Origin of the sequence: Longitalea luteola, assembly GCF_017356035.1 — a bacterium.
GTDB classification, from domain to species: Bacteria; Bacteroidota; Bacteroidia; order Chitinophagales; family Chitinophagaceae; genus Niastella; species Niastella luteola.
In genome coordinates this window covers 279,922-298,303 of the sequence record NZ_JAFIQX010000008.1, presented here as the reverse complement: position 1 = coordinate 298,303, position 18,382 = coordinate 279,922, and the positions used below count along the sequence as shown (strand labels likewise).

Annotated in this window: 18 protein-coding genes; 11 read left to right on the top strand and 7 right to left on the bottom strand. The window is 46.2% G+C overall.

The features are described from left to right. Nucleotides 1-31: 31 nt before the first annotated feature. The 4 genes from JUB15_RS19725 to JUB15_RS19710 all read left to right on the top strand — a co-directional run bounded on the left by JUB15_RS19725 (nt 32) and on the right by JUB15_RS19710 (nt 4,038). The gene (locus JUB15_RS19725) at nt 32-952 is read left to right on the top strand and encodes an ADP-ribosylglycohydrolase family protein (RefSeq protein WP_207514321.1); all 921 of its coding nucleotides are present in this window, start codon (nt 32-34) and stop codon (nt 950-952) included. Continuing rightward, complete coding sequence (locus tag JUB15_RS19720; RefSeq protein ID WP_242696436.1) at nt 940-3,144, top strand: DNA topoisomerase 3; 2,205 nt, start codon at nt 940-942, stop codon at nt 3,142-3,144. Before JUB15_RS19725 ends, JUB15_RS19720 begins: the two co-directional genes overlap by 13 nt. A 214-nt stretch (nt 3,145-3,358) precedes the next feature. Further along, the gene (ytxJ, locus tag JUB15_RS19715) at nt 3,359-3,697 is read left to right on the top strand and encodes a bacillithiol system redox-active protein YtxJ (protein WP_207514319.1); all 339 of its coding nucleotides are present in this window, start codon (nt 3,359-3,361) and stop codon (nt 3,695-3,697) included. An 80-nt stretch (nt 3,698-3,777) separates the two neighbouring features. Continuing rightward, the gene (locus tag JUB15_RS19710) at nt 3,778-4,038 is read left to right on the top strand and encodes a hypothetical protein (protein WP_207514317.1); all 261 of its coding nucleotides are present in this window, start codon (nt 3,778-3,780) and stop codon (nt 4,036-4,038) included. Here JUB15_RS19710 and JUB15_RS19705 read toward each other — a convergent pair whose 3' ends face one another. Continuing rightward, a complete protein-coding gene (locus tag JUB15_RS19705; RefSeq protein ID WP_207514315.1) occupies nt 4,039-5,022 on the bottom strand; it encodes an SDR family oxidoreductase in 984 nt (327 codons plus the stop codon). 286 nt (nt 5,023-5,308) lie between these two features. Here JUB15_RS19705 and JUB15_RS19700 point away from each other — a divergent pair, with 286 nt between their 5' ends. From JUB15_RS19700 to JUB15_RS19685, 4 genes are all read left to right on the top strand, one after another. Next, entirely contained in the window at nt 5,309-6,412 is a 1,104-nt protein-coding gene (locus JUB15_RS19700; protein WP_207514314.1) for a DUF4856 domain-containing protein, read from the top strand. Nucleotides 6,413-6,491: 79 nt separating this feature from the next. Further along, the gene (locus JUB15_RS19695; protein ID WP_207514313.1) at nt 6,492-7,616 is read left to right on the top strand and encodes an imelysin family protein; all 1,125 of its coding nucleotides are present in this window, start codon (nt 6,492-6,494) and stop codon (nt 7,614-7,616) included. After that, a complete protein-coding gene (locus JUB15_RS19690) occupies nt 7,603-8,946 on the top strand; it encodes an HTTM domain-containing protein (protein ID WP_207514312.1) in 1,344 nt (447 codons plus the stop codon). The genes JUB15_RS19695 and JUB15_RS19690 overlap by 14 nt, the downstream gene beginning before the upstream one ends. Nucleotides 8,947-8,956: 10 nt before the next feature. Beyond that, nucleotides 8,957-11,347: a TonB-dependent receptor gene (locus tag JUB15_RS19685; RefSeq protein WP_207514311.1), complete on the top strand. Its 2,391-nt coding sequence runs from the start codon at nt 8,957-8,959 to the stop codon at nt 11,345-11,347. Here JUB15_RS19685 and JUB15_RS19680 read toward each other — a convergent pair whose 3' ends face one another. The 3 genes from JUB15_RS19680 to JUB15_RS19670 all read right to left on the bottom strand — a co-directional run bounded on the left by JUB15_RS19680 (nt 11,348) and on the right by JUB15_RS19670 (nt 12,677). Then, complete coding sequence (locus JUB15_RS19680) at nt 11,348-11,566, bottom strand: hypothetical protein (RefSeq protein ID WP_207514310.1); 219 nt, start codon at nt 11,564-11,566, stop codon at nt 11,348-11,350. Next, entirely contained in the window at nt 11,563-11,922 is a 360-nt protein-coding gene (locus JUB15_RS19675; RefSeq protein ID WP_207514309.1) for a hypothetical protein, read from the bottom strand. Before JUB15_RS19675 ends, JUB15_RS19680 begins: the two co-directional genes overlap by 4 nt. A gap of 224 nt (nt 11,923-12,146) precedes the next feature. Beyond that, nucleotides 12,147-12,677 (bottom strand): NAD(P)H-dependent oxidoreductase, encoded by a 531-nt coding sequence (locus tag JUB15_RS19670; RefSeq protein ID WP_207514308.1) that lies wholly within the window; start codon nt 12,675-12,677, stop codon nt 12,147-12,149. Nucleotides 12,678-12,771: 94 nt separating this feature from the next. Between JUB15_RS19670 and JUB15_RS19665 the strand changes: the two genes are divergently transcribed. Next, complete coding sequence (locus JUB15_RS19665; RefSeq protein ID WP_207514307.1) at nt 12,772-13,134, top strand: winged helix-turn-helix transcriptional regulator; 363 nt, start codon at nt 12,772-12,774, stop codon at nt 13,132-13,134. A 138-nt stretch (nt 13,135-13,272) separates the two neighbouring features. Further along, nucleotides 13,273-14,025, top strand: coding sequence for a hypothetical protein (locus JUB15_RS19660; protein WP_207514305.1), 753 nt, complete (start codon nt 13,273-13,275; stop codon nt 14,023-14,025). Between the two features lie 403 nt (nt 14,026-14,428). Here JUB15_RS19660 and JUB15_RS19655 read toward each other — a convergent pair whose 3' ends face one another. Beyond that, nucleotides 14,429-15,133, bottom strand: a complete 705-nt coding sequence (locus JUB15_RS19655; RefSeq protein ID WP_207514303.1) for a tellurite resistance TerB family protein — start codon at nt 15,131-15,133, stop codon at nt 14,429-14,431. A gap of 295 nt (nt 15,134-15,428) precedes the next feature. Continuing rightward, entirely contained in the window at nt 15,429-16,004 is a 576-nt protein-coding gene (locus JUB15_RS19650; protein ID WP_207514301.1) for an alpha-ketoglutarate-dependent dioxygenase AlkB, read from the bottom strand. A gap of 126 nt (nt 16,005-16,130) precedes the next feature. On the opposite strand from JUB15_RS19650, the gene JUB15_RS19645 reads away from it, so the two are divergent. Beyond that, nucleotides 16,131-16,553: an acyl-CoA thioesterase gene (locus JUB15_RS19645; protein ID WP_207514299.1), complete on the top strand. Its 423-nt coding sequence runs from the start codon at nt 16,131-16,133 to the stop codon at nt 16,551-16,553. A gap of 431 nt (nt 16,554-16,984) precedes the next feature. Here the strand turns inward: JUB15_RS19645 and JUB15_RS19640 are convergent, their stop codons facing one another. Further along, nucleotides 16,985-18,301, bottom strand: a complete 1,317-nt coding sequence (locus JUB15_RS19640; protein ID WP_207514297.1) for a M23 family metallopeptidase — start codon at nt 18,299-18,301, stop codon at nt 16,985-16,987. Between the last annotated feature and the right edge of the window lie 81 nt (nt 18,302-18,382).

Here is an 18,382-nt window from a genome sequence, read left to right as displayed (position 1 = left end):
CTTCTATAAAGGATATTAATCAAAAACAGAAATGAAGAAAGCAGCCATCTTGCGCCGGCAGTTTGAAGCCTGCCTGTTAGGCGGGGCCATTGGCGATGCATGGGGCAGTGCATTTGAGAATCTGAGGATTTCAGATGAAACAACTACTTACTATCCTGGCCAGCACAAACCAACACCCACCGCCTGGTCATTTACCGATGATACCCAACTGACCATGGCAACCTGTGAAGCGCTTTGTGCTTCCCGCGAATTTCGACCCGATCTGCTGGCAGATATATTTGTGCGTTATTATAAAGAAAAACGATTACACGGACCTGGCCGGAGCACGTTAAAAGCGCTTATAGAACTCGAAGCCGGTGGTCATTGGAGCCAGGTAGGGCGGTCAGGTGAATTTGCAGCCGGTAACGGCGCGGCCATGCGAATAGCACCGTTGGCATTCTTCAATATTATATCAAGAGAACATGTGAGAACCGCCTGTTGGATCACCCACCGCAATGACGAAGCGTATGTAGGCGCGCTGGCCATATTCCTTTGCCTGAGAGCAATTATAGCAGGGGAGTGGACTGGCAACAACAATTTGTTTGAGCTGATAATACCTGCATTACCCCATACAGGCGTACGTGACCGGTTAATGGAGATCAATGCCATTCAAAGCAATGCTGATATAAGACGTGTAGCGCGGCTGGGAAACAGTGGCTATGTCGTGAACTCCGTTCCTTTTGCCATCTTCGCAGCTACCCGGGTTACCCGCATTGGCATGTGCGAAATGTATAAAAGCATCATTGAATCTGGCGGTGATACTGACACGAATGCATCCCTGGCCGGACAAATTGCCGGCGCTTTCCTGGGCATTGATCATTTACCTAAGGGCCTGTTGCGGAAATTAGCGGCGGTAGAAAACTATGACTGGGTGAGGCGGATCATTGAAAAAACAAAGGAATGTATCGGGTAGCTGCCTGCGAACTGCTGCCAAAAATTCCCGACATTTGCGCTCTTTCAACAACTATGAAGGTTTGCATTGCGGAAAAGCCCAGCGTGGCCAGAGACATTGCAGCCGTTATCGGCGCCAAGGAACGGAAGGAGGGCTACCTGGAAGGCAACGGCTACCAGGTTACCTGGACCTTCGGGCATTTCTGTACCCTGAAAGAACCGCATGATTATACCGAACAATGGAAGTACTGGCGGCTTGAAGACCTGCCCATGATCCCGCCCAGCTTTGGAATCAAACTGATAGAGAACGAAGGCGTACAAAAGCAATTCAGGATCATAGAGCAACTGGTGACGCAATGTGAAGAGGTGATCAACTGCGGTGACGCCGGCCAGGAAGGCGAGCTTATTCAGCGCTGGGTATTGCTGAAAGCACAATGCACAGCCCCGGTAAAAAGACTCTGGATTTCTTCTCTTACAGAAGAAGCCATCCGCGAAGGGTTTCAAAAACTGAAAGAATCGAGTCAGTATGATAACCTGTATGCAGCCGGCAGCGCCCGCGCCATTGGCGACTGGTTGCTGGGCATGAACGCCACCCGGCTGTTCACCAAAAAATTTGCGCAGGGGAAAACAGTACTTTCCATTGGCCGCGTGCAAACGCCCACGCTTGCCATGATCGTGGCGCGGCAGAAAGAGATCAATGCATTTAAAGCGGAGGAATATTGGGAATTAAAGACCATCTATCGTGAAACGGAATTCACTGCTGCTATTGATCGCATCAAAGTGCTCGAAAGAGCGGAAAAAGGACTGGCTTACCTGCAGGAACATCCTTTCGAGATCACTTCCTTCGAGAAAAAAGAAGGAAAAGAAGGCAATCCCCGCCTGTTCGACCTTACAGCCTTACAGGTAGAAGCGAATAAAAAATATGCTTACTCGGCAGATGACACATTGAAATATATCCAGAACCTGTACGAGAAGAAAATGGTTACCTATCCGCGGGTAGATACTACTTATCTCCCGGAAGATATGTATCCCAAAATTGCAGGCATTATGCAGGATCTGACGCCTTATGCGGCTTTGACGGCGCCCATTCTGGCTAACCCTATTCCCAAATTAAAGACGGTATTTGATGATAAAAAGGTGACCGATCACCATGCCATCATTCCTACGGGTGTATATCCATCGAATCTGGCGCCGGAAGAAAAACGGATCTATGACCTGGTAGCCAGGCGGTTCATTGCAGCGTTCTACCCCGAGTGTAAGATCGCCAATACAACCGTGTTGGGCAAAGTAGGGCAGGTGCCTTTTAAGGTTACCGGTAAACAAATACTGGAACCGGGTTGGAAAGAAGTATACGCCCATGAGGTGAATACTAAAAAAGACGAAAAAGAAGAGGAAGAAGAAAAGATCCTGCCGGTATTTGTGGTGGGTGAAAGCGGTCCGCACACGCCAAGGATACACAAGGGAAAAACAACCCCGCCGAAAGCATTTACAGAAGCCACCCTGTTGCGCGCTATGGAAACGGCTGGCAAACAGGTGGAAGATGAAGAAATGCGTGAACTGCTAAAAGATAACGGTATTGGCAGGCCGTCGACCCGCGCCAATATTATTGAAACGCTTTTCCGCCGGAAATATATAGAGAAACGTAAGAAGAATATTTATGCAACCCAAACCGGCATCGACCTCATCGATACCATTCAAACCGAGTTATTGAAAAGCCCCGAGCTAACGGGTATCTGGGAACGTAAACTGCGCCTTATTGAAAAAGGGGAGTATGCCATCGAGACTTTCAAGCAGGAATTGATCCAGATGGTGATCGACCTTACAGTAGAGGTAAAGACGGCCACCTACAAAGTGATCACTGTTGCTGCCGATGAGCCGGAGAAAAAAGAAAAAGACAAAGAAGAAAAGCCTAAAAAGGAAACTAAAACCAAAGAGCCCAAAAAAGCCATTGTGATAGAAGAGCAGTTATGTCCCAAATGCAAAGCGCATCTGCTGAAGAAAGGCAATACGGCCTATGGGTGCGCCAATTTCAGGGTCTGTGGATTCAAAGTTCCGTTTGAAGTATTTGGCAGGAAACTGTCTGATAAACAGATCGCCGACCTGCTCACTAAAGGGAAGACAGGCAGGATGAAAGGCTGGAAACTGGCAGGTGCCGACGGCGAAACCGAAGGTAAATTAAAGCTGAATGCCGGCTTTGAGCTGGAAATAGAGTAAGGCTGAATGCTAAACGCTAAAGGCGGAAGAATGCCAAACGCTGAAAGCATAAGGCGGAAGGCTTGTTTTTGCAAAGGCCGCCTGGCGTCTACTTGTCAGGGTTTTGAGCCTTAAGCCCTCAGCCTTCAGCTTTGAGCCTTAGGCCTTGATCCTTAGGTGCTTAGCCTTCAGCCTTGAGCTTTGTACCTTAAGCCTTTTTTCGTAATTTTACACCATGAAAAGTTGGAAAAGCGTTACAGAGAAAGAGCACTTCTATACCCTTTTAGAAAATTCGGCATCAAAGCCGCAGATCATCTTTAAGGACAGCTTTACATGCGGTATCAGTGCGCATGCAAAACACCGGTTGCAAAATGGTTTTGAACATATAGCAGACAAAGCCGATTTTCATCACCTCGATCTACTCACTTTCAGACCCATCTCCAATCTTATTGCCGAGGAACTGAAAGTTACGCACCAGTCGCCACAGATCATACTGGTGAAGAACAGGCAGGTGATCTATACGTCGTCACACCATGCCATTGACCCTGCGGTCATCGCAAAGCATTTGTCATAACGTAGTTATTCTATCGTTGAATTTATAAAAGCGGGAGCCCCATCTTGAGGCTCCCTTTTTGCATTTTTAAATAAAATATTATGGCAAAAGCAAAGAAAGCGACAAAGAAAAGGGGGCGTCCGGCAAAAAGGGCCACCAAAAAGGTGGCTGCTAAAAAACGGGCCGGTAAAAAGAAAGGGGCTAAAAAGTCAGCCGCCAAAAAGAACAGGCTGGGTGTAAAAAATTCGCTTGTCAATAATATCAATGCCCGCAAGAAAAAAGGTACATCGAGGCCAAAAAGCAAATCAAATGTCTCAAAAAAATCCTATAACGCGATGCAGGATAACTGGGGAAAGAAATAGTCATTTTCTTCCCAACAATAAAGCGCCGATGATAACGCCGGCGACGCCGGCTGCTACAAGACCTGCTTTTTTATTCATGGATTGGCTCATGCCTTTGCGCCAGCCGCCATCAGCACTGGTGCCATAAGGAACGGTTTGCAGGATGTTGCCGCTTTGATGTTCCATCGGTGAAGCCTGCTTCAGGTAAGTTCGGATGACCGAGGCAGTAATAGTTCGGGTCAGAGCAGGGAATAACTGAAAAGCCAGGCGCAGCAATAAAGCCGATGCGCCTACTGTCGTTTGTGGTTTGGGATTGTTGATGAGCGTTACGACGGCCCGCGCTACTTTTCGTGGATCGTATACCGGTGGTGCTGGTTTAAGCATTTTGCCAGTGTAATTGGCGGCATGTTGCATGCCAGGTGTGTCCAGGAAACCTGGATAGAGATCACAGATATGAATATCAGGATAGGCAAGCATTTCTCCTTTCAGTGATTCCGAAAATCCACGCAGCCCAAATTTGCTGGCGGTATAGGCAGCGCCATACGGCGTAGGGAACCAACCACCCACGGATATATTGTTGATCAAAATACCATAACCTTGCTCTTTAAAATAGGGGAGCACTGTATGAGCGCTATGGATATAGCCCAATAAATTCGTTCTTATTACACTTTCGTTCACTTCTGCGGGGATCTCCTCCAAAGCGCCGGCTGCCAGTACGCCCGCATTATTGATCCACACGTCAATGGAGCCGCCGAACTGAAAAGCCTGCGATGCTAACTGGTGAATAGCGTCTAATGAACGCATGTCGCCAGGCACAGCAAGCGCCAATCCGCCCAATTGATTACACTCGGCTGCCAGTTCATCCAATGCCTCTTTTCTACGGGCTGCCAACACCAGTTTTGCTCCGTGTTGTGCGAGTTCCAGGGCCATTGCCTTGCCCACACCGCTGCTGGCGCCCGTGATCACAATGGTTTTTGTGCTCATTTCTTTCAAGCTGGTATTCATACTCTTTTATGAGAATTGATACAAGAAATAAGCCAGGCAAAATTGCGGATCATTAACGCTAAATTGAAATAGCAAACGTTTAGTTTTCAAATCGCAGTTCGGTAGTTGCTTTTTAGGCAAATGATCTTTAGCAGGCAACCCAAGATTGGCATCCTGCCTAACACATCTCCATTTTTTCAATTAGTGATTTTCGGTAATATATTTCCCGATCCGGTAAACCGATTTCCTTTTCTCGTAAAAGCGGGCCGCCGGAGTCCTGTTCCTTTGCATAAAATTTCTCAACAATATGAAGAAAAGCATACCAACACTAACTGCAATTGCATGCTCCTTATTTATTACTTCCTGCGATAAAGACAATGGCGCCCCTTCTTATACTATTCCGGCTACATACAGTTTCGACAATGTTGAATTCGCCGAAGCTACTGCCTCCATAAATATGTGGCAGGGATTTCAATTTTACCTCGGCCGGGGCGCTACCAGGCAGCTTAGCCAGGATACCGTAAATTATTTATGGAACAATACGAACAATGCGTTTACAGCTGAATTTATAAATAACCTGCCTAACACCCCACAACAGTTAAATACTTCAGGATTCAACCTGGCGTCAAAAACGACCGATGCGCCCATTATAAAGGCATTGGCCGACTCTATGGTAAAAATCAGCCAGTTCTATAATACACCTGGTTCTGAAGGTAAACCGGGTAAACAAGGGAGCCGGGTTTTTAATCATTCGGGTGTAGAATTCAATCAGCTTGTTGCCAAGGGTATGATGGGGGCGCTGGTATTATCAAAAGTGATCCAGCATCTAGATGCCGCTGCCAATGCAGATAACAATACGGTAACGCCCGGCAAAGGCACCGCTATGCAGCATGAATGGGATATGGCATTCGGATATGTAGGCATTCCCACAGATTACGATTCATCAAGATCTTATGCAAGCACCGATGTTAACAGGCCGCTTGCTGTAGGCGGCTATTTTGCTGAAAGAGGTAAATACATCAAAGCAGGCCACACCGTTTTCGAAGCATTCCGCAAAGGCCGTGCTGCGATTGCCGCAAAAGATTACCAGGCCCGCGATGCAGCTGCCGCTACCATTAAAGATTTTTTAGAAAAAGCACTGGCTGCAGCCTGTTATTATTATGTAACCAGTCCACAGGGCAAGACCGTTAAATCTGATCAGTTGCATGAACTGTCTGAAGGCAGAGGTTTTATCATCGCTTTAAACTACCGGGCTTCGAACAGTAAATTGAGCGCTTCCAATTATCAAGCCCTCGTTGATCTGCTGGGCCCCACGCAAAATGCTTATGCACTCATCAACGATGCCAGCTTCACCAAATTGAAACAGGCCCAACAGATACTGACTTCTGCTTATGGCCAGCTGCAACCATAATTTATTAATTGATTGATAACTATAACTCCCGGTACCTGCCGGGAGTTTACTCATTTTTTACACCCCACAACTATGTCAGATGAAAAGAACAATATTGAGATCCCTGGCTGTTTTGGCGTTAACAACCGGTGTTTTTTGCAATAAGTCAGCAGATGGCGAAGGCGACGGAAACGACAAGGGCTTCGATAAAACCGGCATGCTTACCAATTATGCCGATCAATTGATCATTCCTGCTTATGCCTTGCTGCAGGAAAAAGTGAATAATTTCCAGGCGCTCGCCAATACATTTCTCGAGACCAGGAATACGGCTAACCAGCAGGGTTTGCTGGAGGGTTATAAACAATTACACCTGCAATACACGCGGGTAGAAGCCTATAACCTGGGTCCGGCAGTAGTGGCCGGACTGGAGGTATATCTGAATTATAACGGAGGCATCGATTATAATTTTGCCACCAATGGCGAATTGGTTGGGTTCTCCATTGACAGCACTACAATCGAGAACAATATCAGTTCAGGCAATTACGATCTTACCCAGTATGTGCGCAACTCTTTTTATGCGCAGGGCTTTGCTGCGATCAATTACCTGTTCTTTGGTCCGAACGCCATACAAAAGTTCAACAGTAATACCGTCAGCCGGGTTAAATATGCGAAAGATGTCGTTAACCGAATAAAAACGCTGGTTGATAAGATCAATATCGACTGGACAGCCTACCGTACTGAATTCGTAAGTAATACAAAAACCAATGTCGGAAGCCCTATTGGAAATATGATCAATGGGATGGCTTACGACCTGGATGTTTTGAAAGGGCCGCGGATCGGCTGGCCATTCGGCAAACAATCGAATGGAATTGCTTTTCCTGCTAAGGTAGAAGCTTTTTTTGCCGGTAATGCAGCGGCCCTTGCCCAGGAAAGTATGCGCAACCTGAAAAAGATCTTTACTGCCAACGGAAGCGGAAAAGGATTTGCTGATTATCTCAAAAGCCTTAACAGGGAAGACCTGGCCAATCAGCTAACTGCCCAGTTTGACCTGGTTATAACCAAACTCGAAGCTTTGCCGGATCCGTTATCAACGACGATCACGGCGCAGCCTGCGAAAGTAGAGGAAGCATATAAAGAGATCCAGAAGCTGCTCACATTGATAAAAACAGATCTGGCATCGGCTACAGGTGTTCAAATTACATTTATGGACAATGATGGCGATTAACAGGCAGGCCTGGGAGAAACCAGTCTCTATAGCACCGCTTATCACCTTCAGGATAGCGTTCGGACTGCTCATGTTTGTCAGTACGCTCCGATTCTGGTGGCGCGGCTGGGTAGATACGGTATATGTTTCGCCCACCTTTCATTTTACCTACTGGGGATTCGAATGGGTTCAACCGTTGGGTAAGCCAGGCATGTACCTGCTATTTTCCATCATAGCCCTTACTGCATTGATGATCGCAGCCGGATTTTTATACCGCGTGGCTTCGGTGCTGTTCTTCATTTGCTTCACCTATGTAGAACTGATAGATGTTACCACTTACCTCAACCATTATTACTTTATAAGCCTGGTTGCCTTCATCATGATCTGGTTACCGGCTAACCGCCTGTATTCGCTGGATGTTTTGATAAAACCAGGCCGCAGGCGGTCGTTGGTGCCTGCGTGGACGATCGGCCTCATACGCTTTCAGTTGGGCGTGGTTTATTTTTTTGCCGGACTGGCCAAGCTGAACCCCGACTGGCTGATCGATGCGCAACCCATGAAAACCTGGTTGCCGGCAAAAAGCCATTTACCCATTGTAGGCGCATTCATGTACAACGAATGGGTGGCTTACCTGTTCTCGTGGTTCGGGGCATTGTATGATTTATTGATCGTATTTTTTTTACTGAACAAAAGAACAAGGTGGTGGGGGTATGGATTTGTATTGATCTTTCATCTCGCTACGTCCATCTTCTTTCCCGGCATCGGTTTGTTTCCCTATGTGATGATCGTTAGCAGCCTGGTCTTTTTTTCCGGTTCATTCCATCAGCGGTTATTGTTTTTCCTCACTGGTAAAAAAGTGGAAGCTGAGCTATCAACCCCTTATGCGTTTACTTATAAAAAAGCGCTGTATGCAATAATGGGGGGGTATGTAATCCTTCAATGTTTCATCCCATGCCGTTTTCTGTTATATCCCGACCGTTTATTCTGGAATGAAGAGGGGTACCGTTTTTCCTGGCGGGTAATGTTGATGGAAAAAGCAGGGGCCGCTTATTTTAAAATAAAGGATAGGGCCGGAAAACAATTTTACGAGGTAAACAATGCTGAATTTCTTACCCCCTTGCAGGAGAAAATGATGAGCACGCAGCCGGATCTGATCCTGCGGTACGCCCACTTCCTCGCCAGCACTTATGCGAAAAGAGGCGTCACCCAACCGCGGGTATATGGAGAAATATATGTAACCCTTAATGGCGCAGGTTCGCGCCTGTTCATAGATTCCAGTGTGAACCTGGCAGCAGAGCCCTTCAGCTGGAAACATTATCATTGGATATTACCGTATAAAGCAGCAAACTGAAATGAAAAAAATGTCAAGTATCCTTATTGGTATGGTCTGTATGTTGACTACTATGGCGCAACGTTCATTCAGCCTAAGCGGAACCGTTAGTTTTCGCCATGAGCCGGCAGAACAGGCCACGGTTGTGTTGTTGCCGCAGGGTGTACAACGAATGACCAATGAGCATGGCTTTTTCCGGTTCGCCAAATTAGATACGGGGATATATGAATTGAAGATCTCCTATGTGGGGTATGCCACACAAACGATCCGTGTTCATATTACCGGTGCTAACGAAACCCTGCACATCCGTTTATCTCCGGCAGAAGCTTCCAGCCTGGAGAACGTAATTGTCGCCGGCAGAAAAGGAGAGCAGATCTCCGGTAAACTGCAGGATATTTCCGGAACAGCCATCTATGCCGGCAAGAAAACGGAACTGATCAATCTGAAAAATATCAATGCCAACCTGGCCACCAATAATACCCGGCAGATCTACGCCCGCATACCCGGATTGAATATCTGGGAATACGATCATGGGGGATTGCAGTTAGGCATCGGTGGCCGCGGACTTAGTCCGAACCGGTCATCGAATTTCAATATTCGCCAGAATGGCTATGATATCAGTGCAGATGCACTCGGTTATCCGGAAAGTTATTATACACCATCCACAGAAGCGGTAGACAGGATCGAGATCGTGCGCGGTGCTGCCAGTCTGCAATACGGTCCGCAGTTCGGCGGGCTCGTGAATTTTGTCATGAAGGAAGGACCCAGGCACGAAAAGCTGCGGTTTACTACCCGGCAAACCATTGGTTCATTCGGCTTCTTCAATTCTTTTAACAGTGCCGGTGGTACGCTTGCAAACGACAAACTGAATTATTATACTTTTTACCAGTATAAAAAAGGCGATAGCTGGCGGCCTAACAGTCACTACGATCAGCACAATGCATATATTCATCTGGCGTATAAAGTCACACCGCGATTTAAAGTAACAGGTGAGTACACGCTGATGAAATACCTGGCGCAGCAGCCGGGTGGATTAACCGATGAACAGTTCAGGGAAGATGCTTCCGTTTCAGTAAGGGCCCGTAACTGGTTTGCCGTAAAATGGAACCTGATCAGCCTGGTATTCGATTACCAGTTCAATGAACATACGCGCATTAACTGGCGTAATTATACTTTACAGGGCGGCCGCGATGCATTGGGTATGCTAACTTATATCAACCGTCCTGACAATGGGGGTAACCGCGATCTGTTATCCGACAACTATAACAACTATGCTTCAGAACTGCGCTTCATGCATGATTATGGCTTCCTGCACAGGCAAAACACCTTCCTGGCAGGCGCCAGATGGTATAAGGGATTGACCGATCGTAAGCAGGGTAGGGGCAATGATGGCAGCGGCGCCGATTTTGACTTTGAGGGCGAAGAACCGGATGCTTCATCTTACCGTTTCCCTGGTAACAACCTGGCGTTTTTTGCCGAAAATGTATTCAGGATAACGCCCCGCTGGAGTATTACGCCCGGGATTCGTCTTGAGCATATCAATACAAAGGCTAATGGCTATTATTACAAGCGGAATATTTTCATTGCCGACGAAAAGATCCTGGAAGACAAATCGAATCCACGTTCCTTTGTTTTGCTGGGTGTGGGCAGCTCCTGGAAGTTTACCAACGGCACGGAGCTCTATGCAAACATTTCACAGAATTACCGCTCAATTAATTTTAATGATCTACGTGTTGTGAATGCCAATGCGAAAGTAGATCCTGCCTTGAAAGATGAAGATGGCTATAATGTCGACGCCGGGTTCAGGGGCAACTTTAAAGGATGGCTGTATGCCGATATCAGTGTGTTCCTGTTGAAATACAATAATCGTATAGGCTCTGTTTTTACCCGCGATACCAGCTTTATGACCTACAGGTTACGTACAAACGTAAGCGACAGCCGCAACATAGGCACTGAGATCCTGCTCGATGGGGATCTACTGAAAGCGGCGCGATCAGGATCGAAGTATAAATTAAATGTGTACACGAGCTTTTCACTTATTGATGCCAGGTACATCAATACGAAGAACACGGCTATTGCTGACAAGCTGGTAGAGAACGTTCCACCCGTTGTGTTCAGAAGCGGCATTAGCTTTGCTGATCCGCATTTCAACATTTCTTTGCAGTATGCTTACCAGGGCAAACAGTATTCCGACGCCACCAATACCGAAAGCACTCCAACAGCGGTGGACGGAGCAATTCCTGCATTCAGCGTTCTGGATCTGAGTATAAGTTATAAATGGAGAAGCCTGGCCTTTTACACTGGTATCAATAACCTGGCTGATGAAAGCTATTTTACGCGGCGGGCTGATGGTTATCCCGGACCTGGCATTATACCGGCAGATAAGCGGAATGGCTACTTCACCGTTCAGTTTAGTTTGTGATCACCACTTTATTTCCCATTGCGACTGGTCGTTTACAAAGTAGATGAGGCCATTGCTCATGTGGTGCAGGGTTTTTCCGGTTTCACCGGTTTCGCTTTTCGTTTCATAAACGCGCACCCCATTGTTTTCGCGTGTCAGGTAATTGACCAGCGCAGTAAGCGTGGGTGGAATTTCATGTAACCACTGCTCATCGTTTTCTTTTACAAATGCCTGGCTCATGGTTTTGTTTTTTTGATCTTTTGCTGAACCGTTTGTTTTCTTTTCGTCCAGCGGGCAAGCGGTTCAGGCAGCGTTTTCAGGTTTCCCTTTTTGTCCAGTAATCCCACAGATTTACCAAATTTTTCCATGAGTCTTTTACTGGTTGTTTTTGATTTGGCAGCTGCAAAGATCCTGGTGGTCTGTTTTTGTAACTGATCACTAAACACCTTTAGCGCCTGGTTGATCAATTGCAATTCTTTTTTATATTCTTTTTGTTTTCGGTAATGGATCATCAGCCGGTCGTAAGGAAATGGATCGGTAATACCCTTTTGGGTTTGCTGCTCGTACAATTCAATATTTTCAGTGAATGTCGCCATTTCATCATAAATGCAAAAACTGCACCCCTGCCTATTGTTTATAGTAACTGCTTATGAATCAGTCCGCTGCCGGAAGGGGATGCTGATTTTGCCGGAAAATACGAGAATTGTTTTAGTCAACGAGGGCCCTCCAACTGTTTTAATAGTACACTGATCAGTACTTTAACTGAAGCCCCGATGTTTCCACACCGGGGCTTTTATTTTGGCTGGACCCGCTTTCATCCTCAGAATGATTCCAGGAACGAGAGGTAATCGCTAACGCTTTTTTCAATCCTGTCCGGCCGGGCATTATATTCCATTCCATAAAATACAAATGCCGGTTGGTAATTTGCTTTTACATATTCAAATGTAATTTCAAAAGGGGCAGTGAGCTCTTTCATGGTATACCGGTACCTGCCGCCTGCAGTGTAATCCGCCTCATCGATGCCCGCTGATATCGCCAGCGCTATTTTCTTACCCTGTAATTTGTAGCCGCTTTTACTTCCGTAAGCCCAGCCGTAGGTCAATACTTCATCAAGCCATTTTTTAAAAAAGGGTGGACAATTAAACCAGTAAAAGGGAAATTGGAAAACAATTTTGTCGAACCTCTCGATCAGTTTTTGTTCTTTTGTTATATTAATTTTTTCATCGGGGTATTCGGCGTGCAGGTCGTGGATGGTATATTTTTCAGGGTACTTTTTCAATTCATTCATCCACCGTTTATTTACAACCGATTGGTTTAAATCGGGATGGATCACAACTATTAAGGTTTGCATGCTGTTATCTTTTTGTGCTGCCGGCAAATTTAGCTGGAAACCAGATTGCCTGTAAGGGCGCATCCGATTGTAGGGTACTATAACTTTTGTAAGTATGACAAGAATAAAAGAATCATCTTCCCGGAATGAAAATAAGAAAGCGCTTGCTGGTGAGTGTATGGAAATTTATGCCGCTAACATCATTGGCGGGCAATGGACGTTGGCCATTTGTTGCCATTTGATCAATGGCAAACTGCGTTTTGGTGAATTAAAAAAGCGTTTACCCTGGATCACCGAACGTATGCTGGCGCTTCAGTTGAAAAAAATGGAAAAGAACAATTTGGTAAAACGAACTGTTTTTGCAGAAGTACCGCTGCGGGTAGAGTATGAGCTTACGGAAAGCGGCAAAGGGCTGGAACCTGTTTTGAAACTGTTGGAAGAGTGGGGAATAAAACACCTTAAAACCATGAATAATTAAACGACTGTCGGCCGTTATATTATAGCGCGTTTTTGGGCTAAAACAGCACGAAAAACACCCAAAACAACACGCTTATCAGTTTAACAGTAACGAAACGATAAATTTTTATAGTTTCGCGCCGGTCAATCTAAAGCCCTTATGCCTGCAACAATGAAAACAATTGCCTTTTCGCTGGTAACCCTGTTTGTAGTGACTACTTCCTGTAAAAAGGAATCAACCAACAACAGCAATGCTTCCCACAAATTAAAGAGCTATACGGAGGACGTGTTGGCCGTTGGAGGTCGTTTAGTGGAAACTTATAATGTTAACTATGATGCCGAGGGCAGGCCAACCAGTTTGGTGTCTGTCAACAGGCCTGGTTATTACCGGATGGAATATACCTATCTTGATAACGGGAAATTTACTTTTGAAAAGATAGAAGGCGACAAAGTTATCATGCACAACACATACTATTTGAACAGCCATTCGCTGGTCGACAGCACTTTTCAATACAACCAGCTGAATGACACCATTTCGTTCAAATACCTGTATGATGAAGAGAACAGGCTTGTACGAAAAAAGGAATATATACATTCTTACCTTATTTCCAAACCGGTATTGGCTAATACGATCAATTACCATTACGATCTGCAGGGCTTACTTACCAGGGTAACTGAGACCTATGCGGAGATCACTTACCGGTACGATTCTGTGCACATAAATACGGTACAACTGGAGCCTGCTTATTTTCCATTCCAGGAGAAACTGCCTACCCATACGTATACTACCCGGCATGGAAGAACGATTGAAACCCAACATACTTACCAGTACGATGGGCAGAGAAGGCTGATCCAGGAAAGAGCAGCCGGCAGTGACGGACGAGTAACCTTGAAAACTTACACGTATCAGTAAATGATCTCATCTATCTGGGTAAGATGCAGTGAAAAAAATGGCGTTGCAGCGGCTGGAGACCAATGCCTGGAATTGATGAAACCCTTGCCCGGTCAGCGTTTGATGTCTCAGCAGAAGCCTTTGGCATCATAAAACAGCCGAAAACATGCTTTTGACCAGGATAAACGGAGATGTACTTTTACATCATCAACAACGGTAGCAAGGGAAACGCAGAAGGCAGGGGTTAAAGCAGGAGTTACCGCGAAGCAAAAGCTTCACACGAATAAGATCTACGTTTTTTTTCATATGGCAAGCAATCGTTAGAGGTCGGCTGTTTCTACAGAGGACCTTTTTTCTTTTACCTCACAGCCCCCTAAAGGGGGAGTCACAAAACTCCATATTTGTAATTGCTTGCACGCCGCGATCAACGAAAGATCCGTCCTAACAAGCCACCCGTATTCCTGAATCCTCTTCCGCCACTGAACATCCCGATCAACGAACCCAGGCCGGCGCCACCTAATAATCCGCCAAAACCGCCCATCATGCCGGTGCCGCGTCCGCGCCTGCGCAGGGCGCTGGACACGATACCACCCAGGATCAATGGGCCGGCGATGCCTAACAATCCTTTCATAAGGCTGTTGGGGTTGATGCCGGCGTTCTTCATTTTCTCCGTTAAACCCAGTGACGACAAAAACGACGGACTGGCTTTTTCTTCAGCAGGCACCTGTTTGGCGGCTGCTTTATCCGTGAATTCGTTGAGCAATGAAAATTGATTTTGGTCAACACCCAGGTACTCCGACATTTCCTTTACCCGTTGCTGTTCTTCCGCACCATAATTGTTATCTGCTTTGGCAAATGCAATCAGGTCTGTTACAAATGAATATTTCAGATCACTGTTCTTTAATATATCCAGGCACTGTTTCAATTCTTCACCGGTCAATTCATCGGCAGCTCTTATCACCACTTCTTTTTGTGGTTCCGACAGATCAGCTGCGTCACACAAGGCAGCTATATGTTGTATTTCTTCTTCCGATGCATGGCGGTCGGCCGTGGCAATAGATGCAATGGCTCCCAGATAAGCGCCTTTTTCGCGGTCGCTATAGCCTTCTAATACAGTAGCTGTTTCCATATATGTTAGCTTTTTGAGAAGTGTATAAATGACGTGAAGCTCCAGATGCCGGATCCCCGTCGTTGGGGTTTATAGTTACCGGTCTGCAGTTTCGATGTTGGCGCAATCGCCAATTGCTAATTGCCTGTAGCTTTAGGCTATCAATTTACCGAAACGATATAAATAAAAACGTATGCCACACCTGCTTTGGCAGAAAATGAAGCATGCTACAACCAAGGGTTGTTTACGGCTTATTTATTTATATTTGGTGGGAATCACTCGGCAGGTGCTGTTTCGCCGTATTCACTTTTTCGATTTACCTAAGCGTTCGAAGGGTAATGGAATAGCGAACGGCTGTTACGGGTGCTGTACTGTGTTCCCAATCGCTTCTGGCGGGCCCCTGCATAATGTATAAAGACCTTCGCCTCACAGGCAGGGAAACGGTTGTTTTTCTGGATCGTAATGATTTTTCATATGGTCTCAGCTTGAACATACAATCGGCAGCCAGCGAAATGCCGGCGATACTATCAAAAGGCGGCGCATCGCGGTGCCAGTTGATGACCGCGCCTATCGGATATTCAGTTACCAGCAGCTCCGCTATCTGATCCCTGTTTATCTTTAATTGCATGGCTACTTTATCGATCAGCCAGTCGAAAGGAGCGGGTATGGGCAGCCCTTTCGTCAATTGCCGGGTAGTGAAATTATAATCATAACCAAAACTGGCCACCTTTCTTTTGGCCGTATATCCCTGAAACACCATCGGGTGCAAATGAATGTCTTCGACGGCTGCCAGTAATTGCTGTTCCTCGTCCTCTGTAATATATTCCGGTGTATAATAAAACCCTTCCGGCAATGCCGGCGCCTGATCAAATAAGGTAAGCGTCGTGTTCATGGCGATAGCTTTAAAATGAGCTTCATTTGTTAATGACCTGCAAATGAGATACCGGCGTCGCTATTTTTACAGCTGGTAAGCAATATTCCATATACTTTTGCGGCCATTCACTAACAATATCATGCTATGGAATATTCAAAGACCTATACAGTTAAAGACGAGCACATAGATGTTCAAAACATCATGGACGGATTATATTATCCTTTTTACATGGAGTATTGCCGGCACGATTATATTCGGGAAGTGCTCGGTTTTGATTTTGAAGAAGAAGCAAGGAAGGGTGTTAATATGGTATTGTCGAAATATACCCTGCAGTTCGTGCGGTCATTGAAAAAAGATGATCAGTTCCTTGTAACCTGCCAGCTCCTGGTTGATAAGAGCAATAAAGCGGTGCTGCACTTTAAGCAGACTATTTTGTTGAATAATAAAGTGGTCACCAAAGCCATATTCTCCGGTACCTGTGTAAAAGCGGGCGGGGGCAGACCCTTTTTGCCTGAAAATTTACTGGCGAAACTGGCCGGGGCGCCCGAATGGGATGGCGAACTATAAAAGAAAACGGCTGTTTTCAGCCGCTGGAGATGAATGCTAAAAATCAATGAAACCCTTGCCTGACCGGGGTTTTGCATTTCATTTAACAGTTTTGCGATCATAAAATCAGCGAAAACATGCTTTTGAGGATGATGTGCGGCAATGTACTTTTACATCATCAACAACGGTAGCAAGGTAAGAGCAACGGAAAAGAGAGAGGAGCTACCACGAAGCAGAAGCTTCACACCAATAAGACTTACGTTTTTTTTCATATGGCAAGCAATCGTTAGAGGTCGGCTGTTTCTACAGAGGACCTTTTTTCTTTTTACCTATCTCCAACGCCATACCCCCCAACCCCCTAAAGGGGGAGTTAAAAGCCAAACAGCCTATTGTCTTTTTGCCTTTTGTCTATTGTCTACTTGTTCGCCGTAGCCTTGGCGAAGGCGAATTGTCTATTGCCCATTGCCTCCCTTCCGGATCCACCCCTGCGTATCCTGCCATTCAACGAAATAATAATCTTTATAGGTACCAAGCAAAGTAATGGTATTGCCGGCAGGTAAGGGCATTTTTACGGCGGCATTGCTATCGGGCCTGTTTAATAAAGGCTGTACTTGGGAGAAACGCTGTTTATCCAGCGGATCGCTGGTGATGGATGCACCGGCTATAAACCCAATCGTACTATCTGGCAATTGTACTTTATACAATTGATCGGCTGCTCCCTGGATCTTTACAAGGCTTCCTTTTGGCAGGTTTGTCTGACTGGTCTTTACGCCTGGTACCTGCATCTGGAGGACCGTATTCGCTTTTAAACGGGCGTATCTGGTAAGATAAGAAGTGTCTGCCCGAACTTCCTTGGGTTCCTCGCGCTTCGGATTAATAAACGGCAGGGGATCCACAGCCCCATCCATGGTGTAAATACCAAAATGCAGGTGAGGTACTGTGTTTTTAGCATTGCCGGTGTTACCTACCAAACCAATGGTATCGCCCACCTGTACTGACTGCCCTGACCGTACCAGTTGCTGGTCGAGGTGCGCATAATACAGGGTGTAATTTTTCCCGGCCGGCCGCAGGAACACCACTTTGCCTCCCAGCTTGTTTTCACTCACATTCGTCACGATCCCATTGGCAGCTGCTACGGTAGGTGTGCGTCTGGGCGCCTGTATATCTATGCCTTCATGGCGCCTCGCACCCATGTCGCGGTCGGCTCCCCAAACGCTGATGATGCGCGGATCACCGCTTTTATGCACCGGAAAAGCCAATGATGGTGTTGTGCTTATGGTAATGGTATAAGCGAGTCCCTGTAACAACTCAGGTTGTATGCGAACGATATACGAGCCTTCTTTGGTGATCTCATAAGAAATATTGCCCGTAGCTGTATCCGCAGCGGCCAGCAGCTTCGGCTGCTCGTTTACACGTGGTTCCCATAATTCTGTAAATAATAAAATGCCTGTGACCGGATTGGTATTAACGTGCACAGTTATCCGATCGCCTCTTTTAGCGGAAAAAATATACCCGGCTGCCTCAGGGGCATTCATTTCAAAATAACCGGTTTCTTTATAAGGAATGGCAACTGGTACAGGGTTTTGTAAACTCTTATCGGCTGCGGCTATCCATAGTTTGCCGAGGCGGGTATTTTCCAGTCCGGCTTTTTCCAGTTTATTTCGGTATGCTTCGTGAGGGGTTCTTTTTCCAAATAATCCAGGCTGGGAGGTGTGGCACGACACAAGGGCCACCATATACACTATACAGAAAAGAGTGACTGCATGCATATGTTTATTGATTGACTCTGTAATACAGCATCGATGGTAATATATCAAGTCTGCAAATTGCATACCGTCACCTGCATGTCC

What these genes read in the sequence shown, in the direction of transcription:
- JUB15_RS19650 (WP_207514301.1), bottom strand. Translation starts at nt 16,004, where the DNA reads ATGAACACGACGCTTACCTTATTTGATCAGGCGCCGGCATTGCCGGAA.
- JUB15_RS19710 (WP_207514317.1), top strand. Translation starts at nt 3,778, where the DNA reads ATGGCAAAAGCAAAGAAAGCGACAAAGAAAAGGGGGCGTCCGGCAAAA.
- JUB15_RS19680 (WP_207514310.1), bottom strand. Translation starts at nt 11,566, where the DNA reads ATGAGCCAGGCATTTGTAAAAGAAAACGATGAGCAGTGGTTACATGAA.
- ytxJ (WP_207514319.1), top strand. Translation starts at nt 3,359, where the DNA reads ATGAAAAGTTGGAAAAGCGTTACAGAGAAAGAGCACTTCTATACCCTT.
- JUB15_RS19720 (WP_242696436.1), top strand. Translation starts at nt 940, where the DNA reads ATGTATCGGGTAGCTGCCTGCGAACTGCTGCCAAAAATTCCCGACATT.
- JUB15_RS19655 (WP_207514303.1), bottom strand. Translation starts at nt 15,133, where the DNA reads ATGGAAACAGCTACTGTATTAGAAGGCTATAGCGACCGCGAAAAAGGC.
- JUB15_RS19685 (WP_207514311.1), top strand. Translation starts at nt 8,957, where the DNA reads ATGTCAAGTATCCTTATTGGTATGGTCTGTATGTTGACTACTATGGCG.
- JUB15_RS19670 (WP_207514308.1), bottom strand. Translation starts at nt 12,677, where the DNA reads ATGCAAACCTTAATAGTTGTGATCCATCCCGATTTAAACCAATCGGTT.
- JUB15_RS19645 (WP_207514299.1), top strand. Translation starts at nt 16,131, where the DNA reads ATGGAATATTCAAAGACCTATACAGTTAAAGACGAGCACATAGATGTT.
- JUB15_RS19690 (WP_207514312.1), top strand. Translation starts at nt 7,603, where the DNA reads ATGATGGCGATTAACAGGCAGGCCTGGGAGAAACCAGTCTCTATAGCA.
- JUB15_RS19705 (WP_207514315.1), bottom strand. Translation starts at nt 5,022, where the DNA reads ATGAATACCAGCTTGAAAGAAATGAGCACAAAAACCATTGTGATCACG.
- JUB15_RS19695 (WP_207514313.1), top strand. Translation starts at nt 6,492, where the DNA reads ATGAAAAGAACAATATTGAGATCCCTGGCTGTTTTGGCGTTAACAACC.
- JUB15_RS19660 (WP_207514305.1), top strand. Translation starts at nt 13,273, where the DNA reads ATGCCTGCAACAATGAAAACAATTGCCTTTTCGCTGGTAACCCTGTTT.
- JUB15_RS19665 (WP_207514307.1), top strand. Translation starts at nt 12,772, where the DNA reads ATGACAAGAATAAAAGAATCATCTTCCCGGAATGAAAATAAGAAAGCG.
- JUB15_RS19675 (WP_207514309.1), bottom strand. Translation starts at nt 11,922, where the DNA reads ATGGCGACATTCACTGAAAATATTGAATTGTACGAGCAGCAAACCCAA.
- JUB15_RS19700 (WP_207514314.1), top strand. Translation starts at nt 5,309, where the DNA reads ATGAAGAAAAGCATACCAACACTAACTGCAATTGCATGCTCCTTATTT.
- JUB15_RS19640 (WP_207514297.1), bottom strand. Translation starts at nt 18,301, where the DNA reads ATGCATGCAGTCACTCTTTTCTGTATAGTGTATATGGTGGCCCTTGTG.
- JUB15_RS19725 (WP_207514321.1), top strand. Translation starts at nt 32, where the DNA reads ATGAAGAAAGCAGCCATCTTGCGCCGGCAGTTTGAAGCCTGCCTGTTA.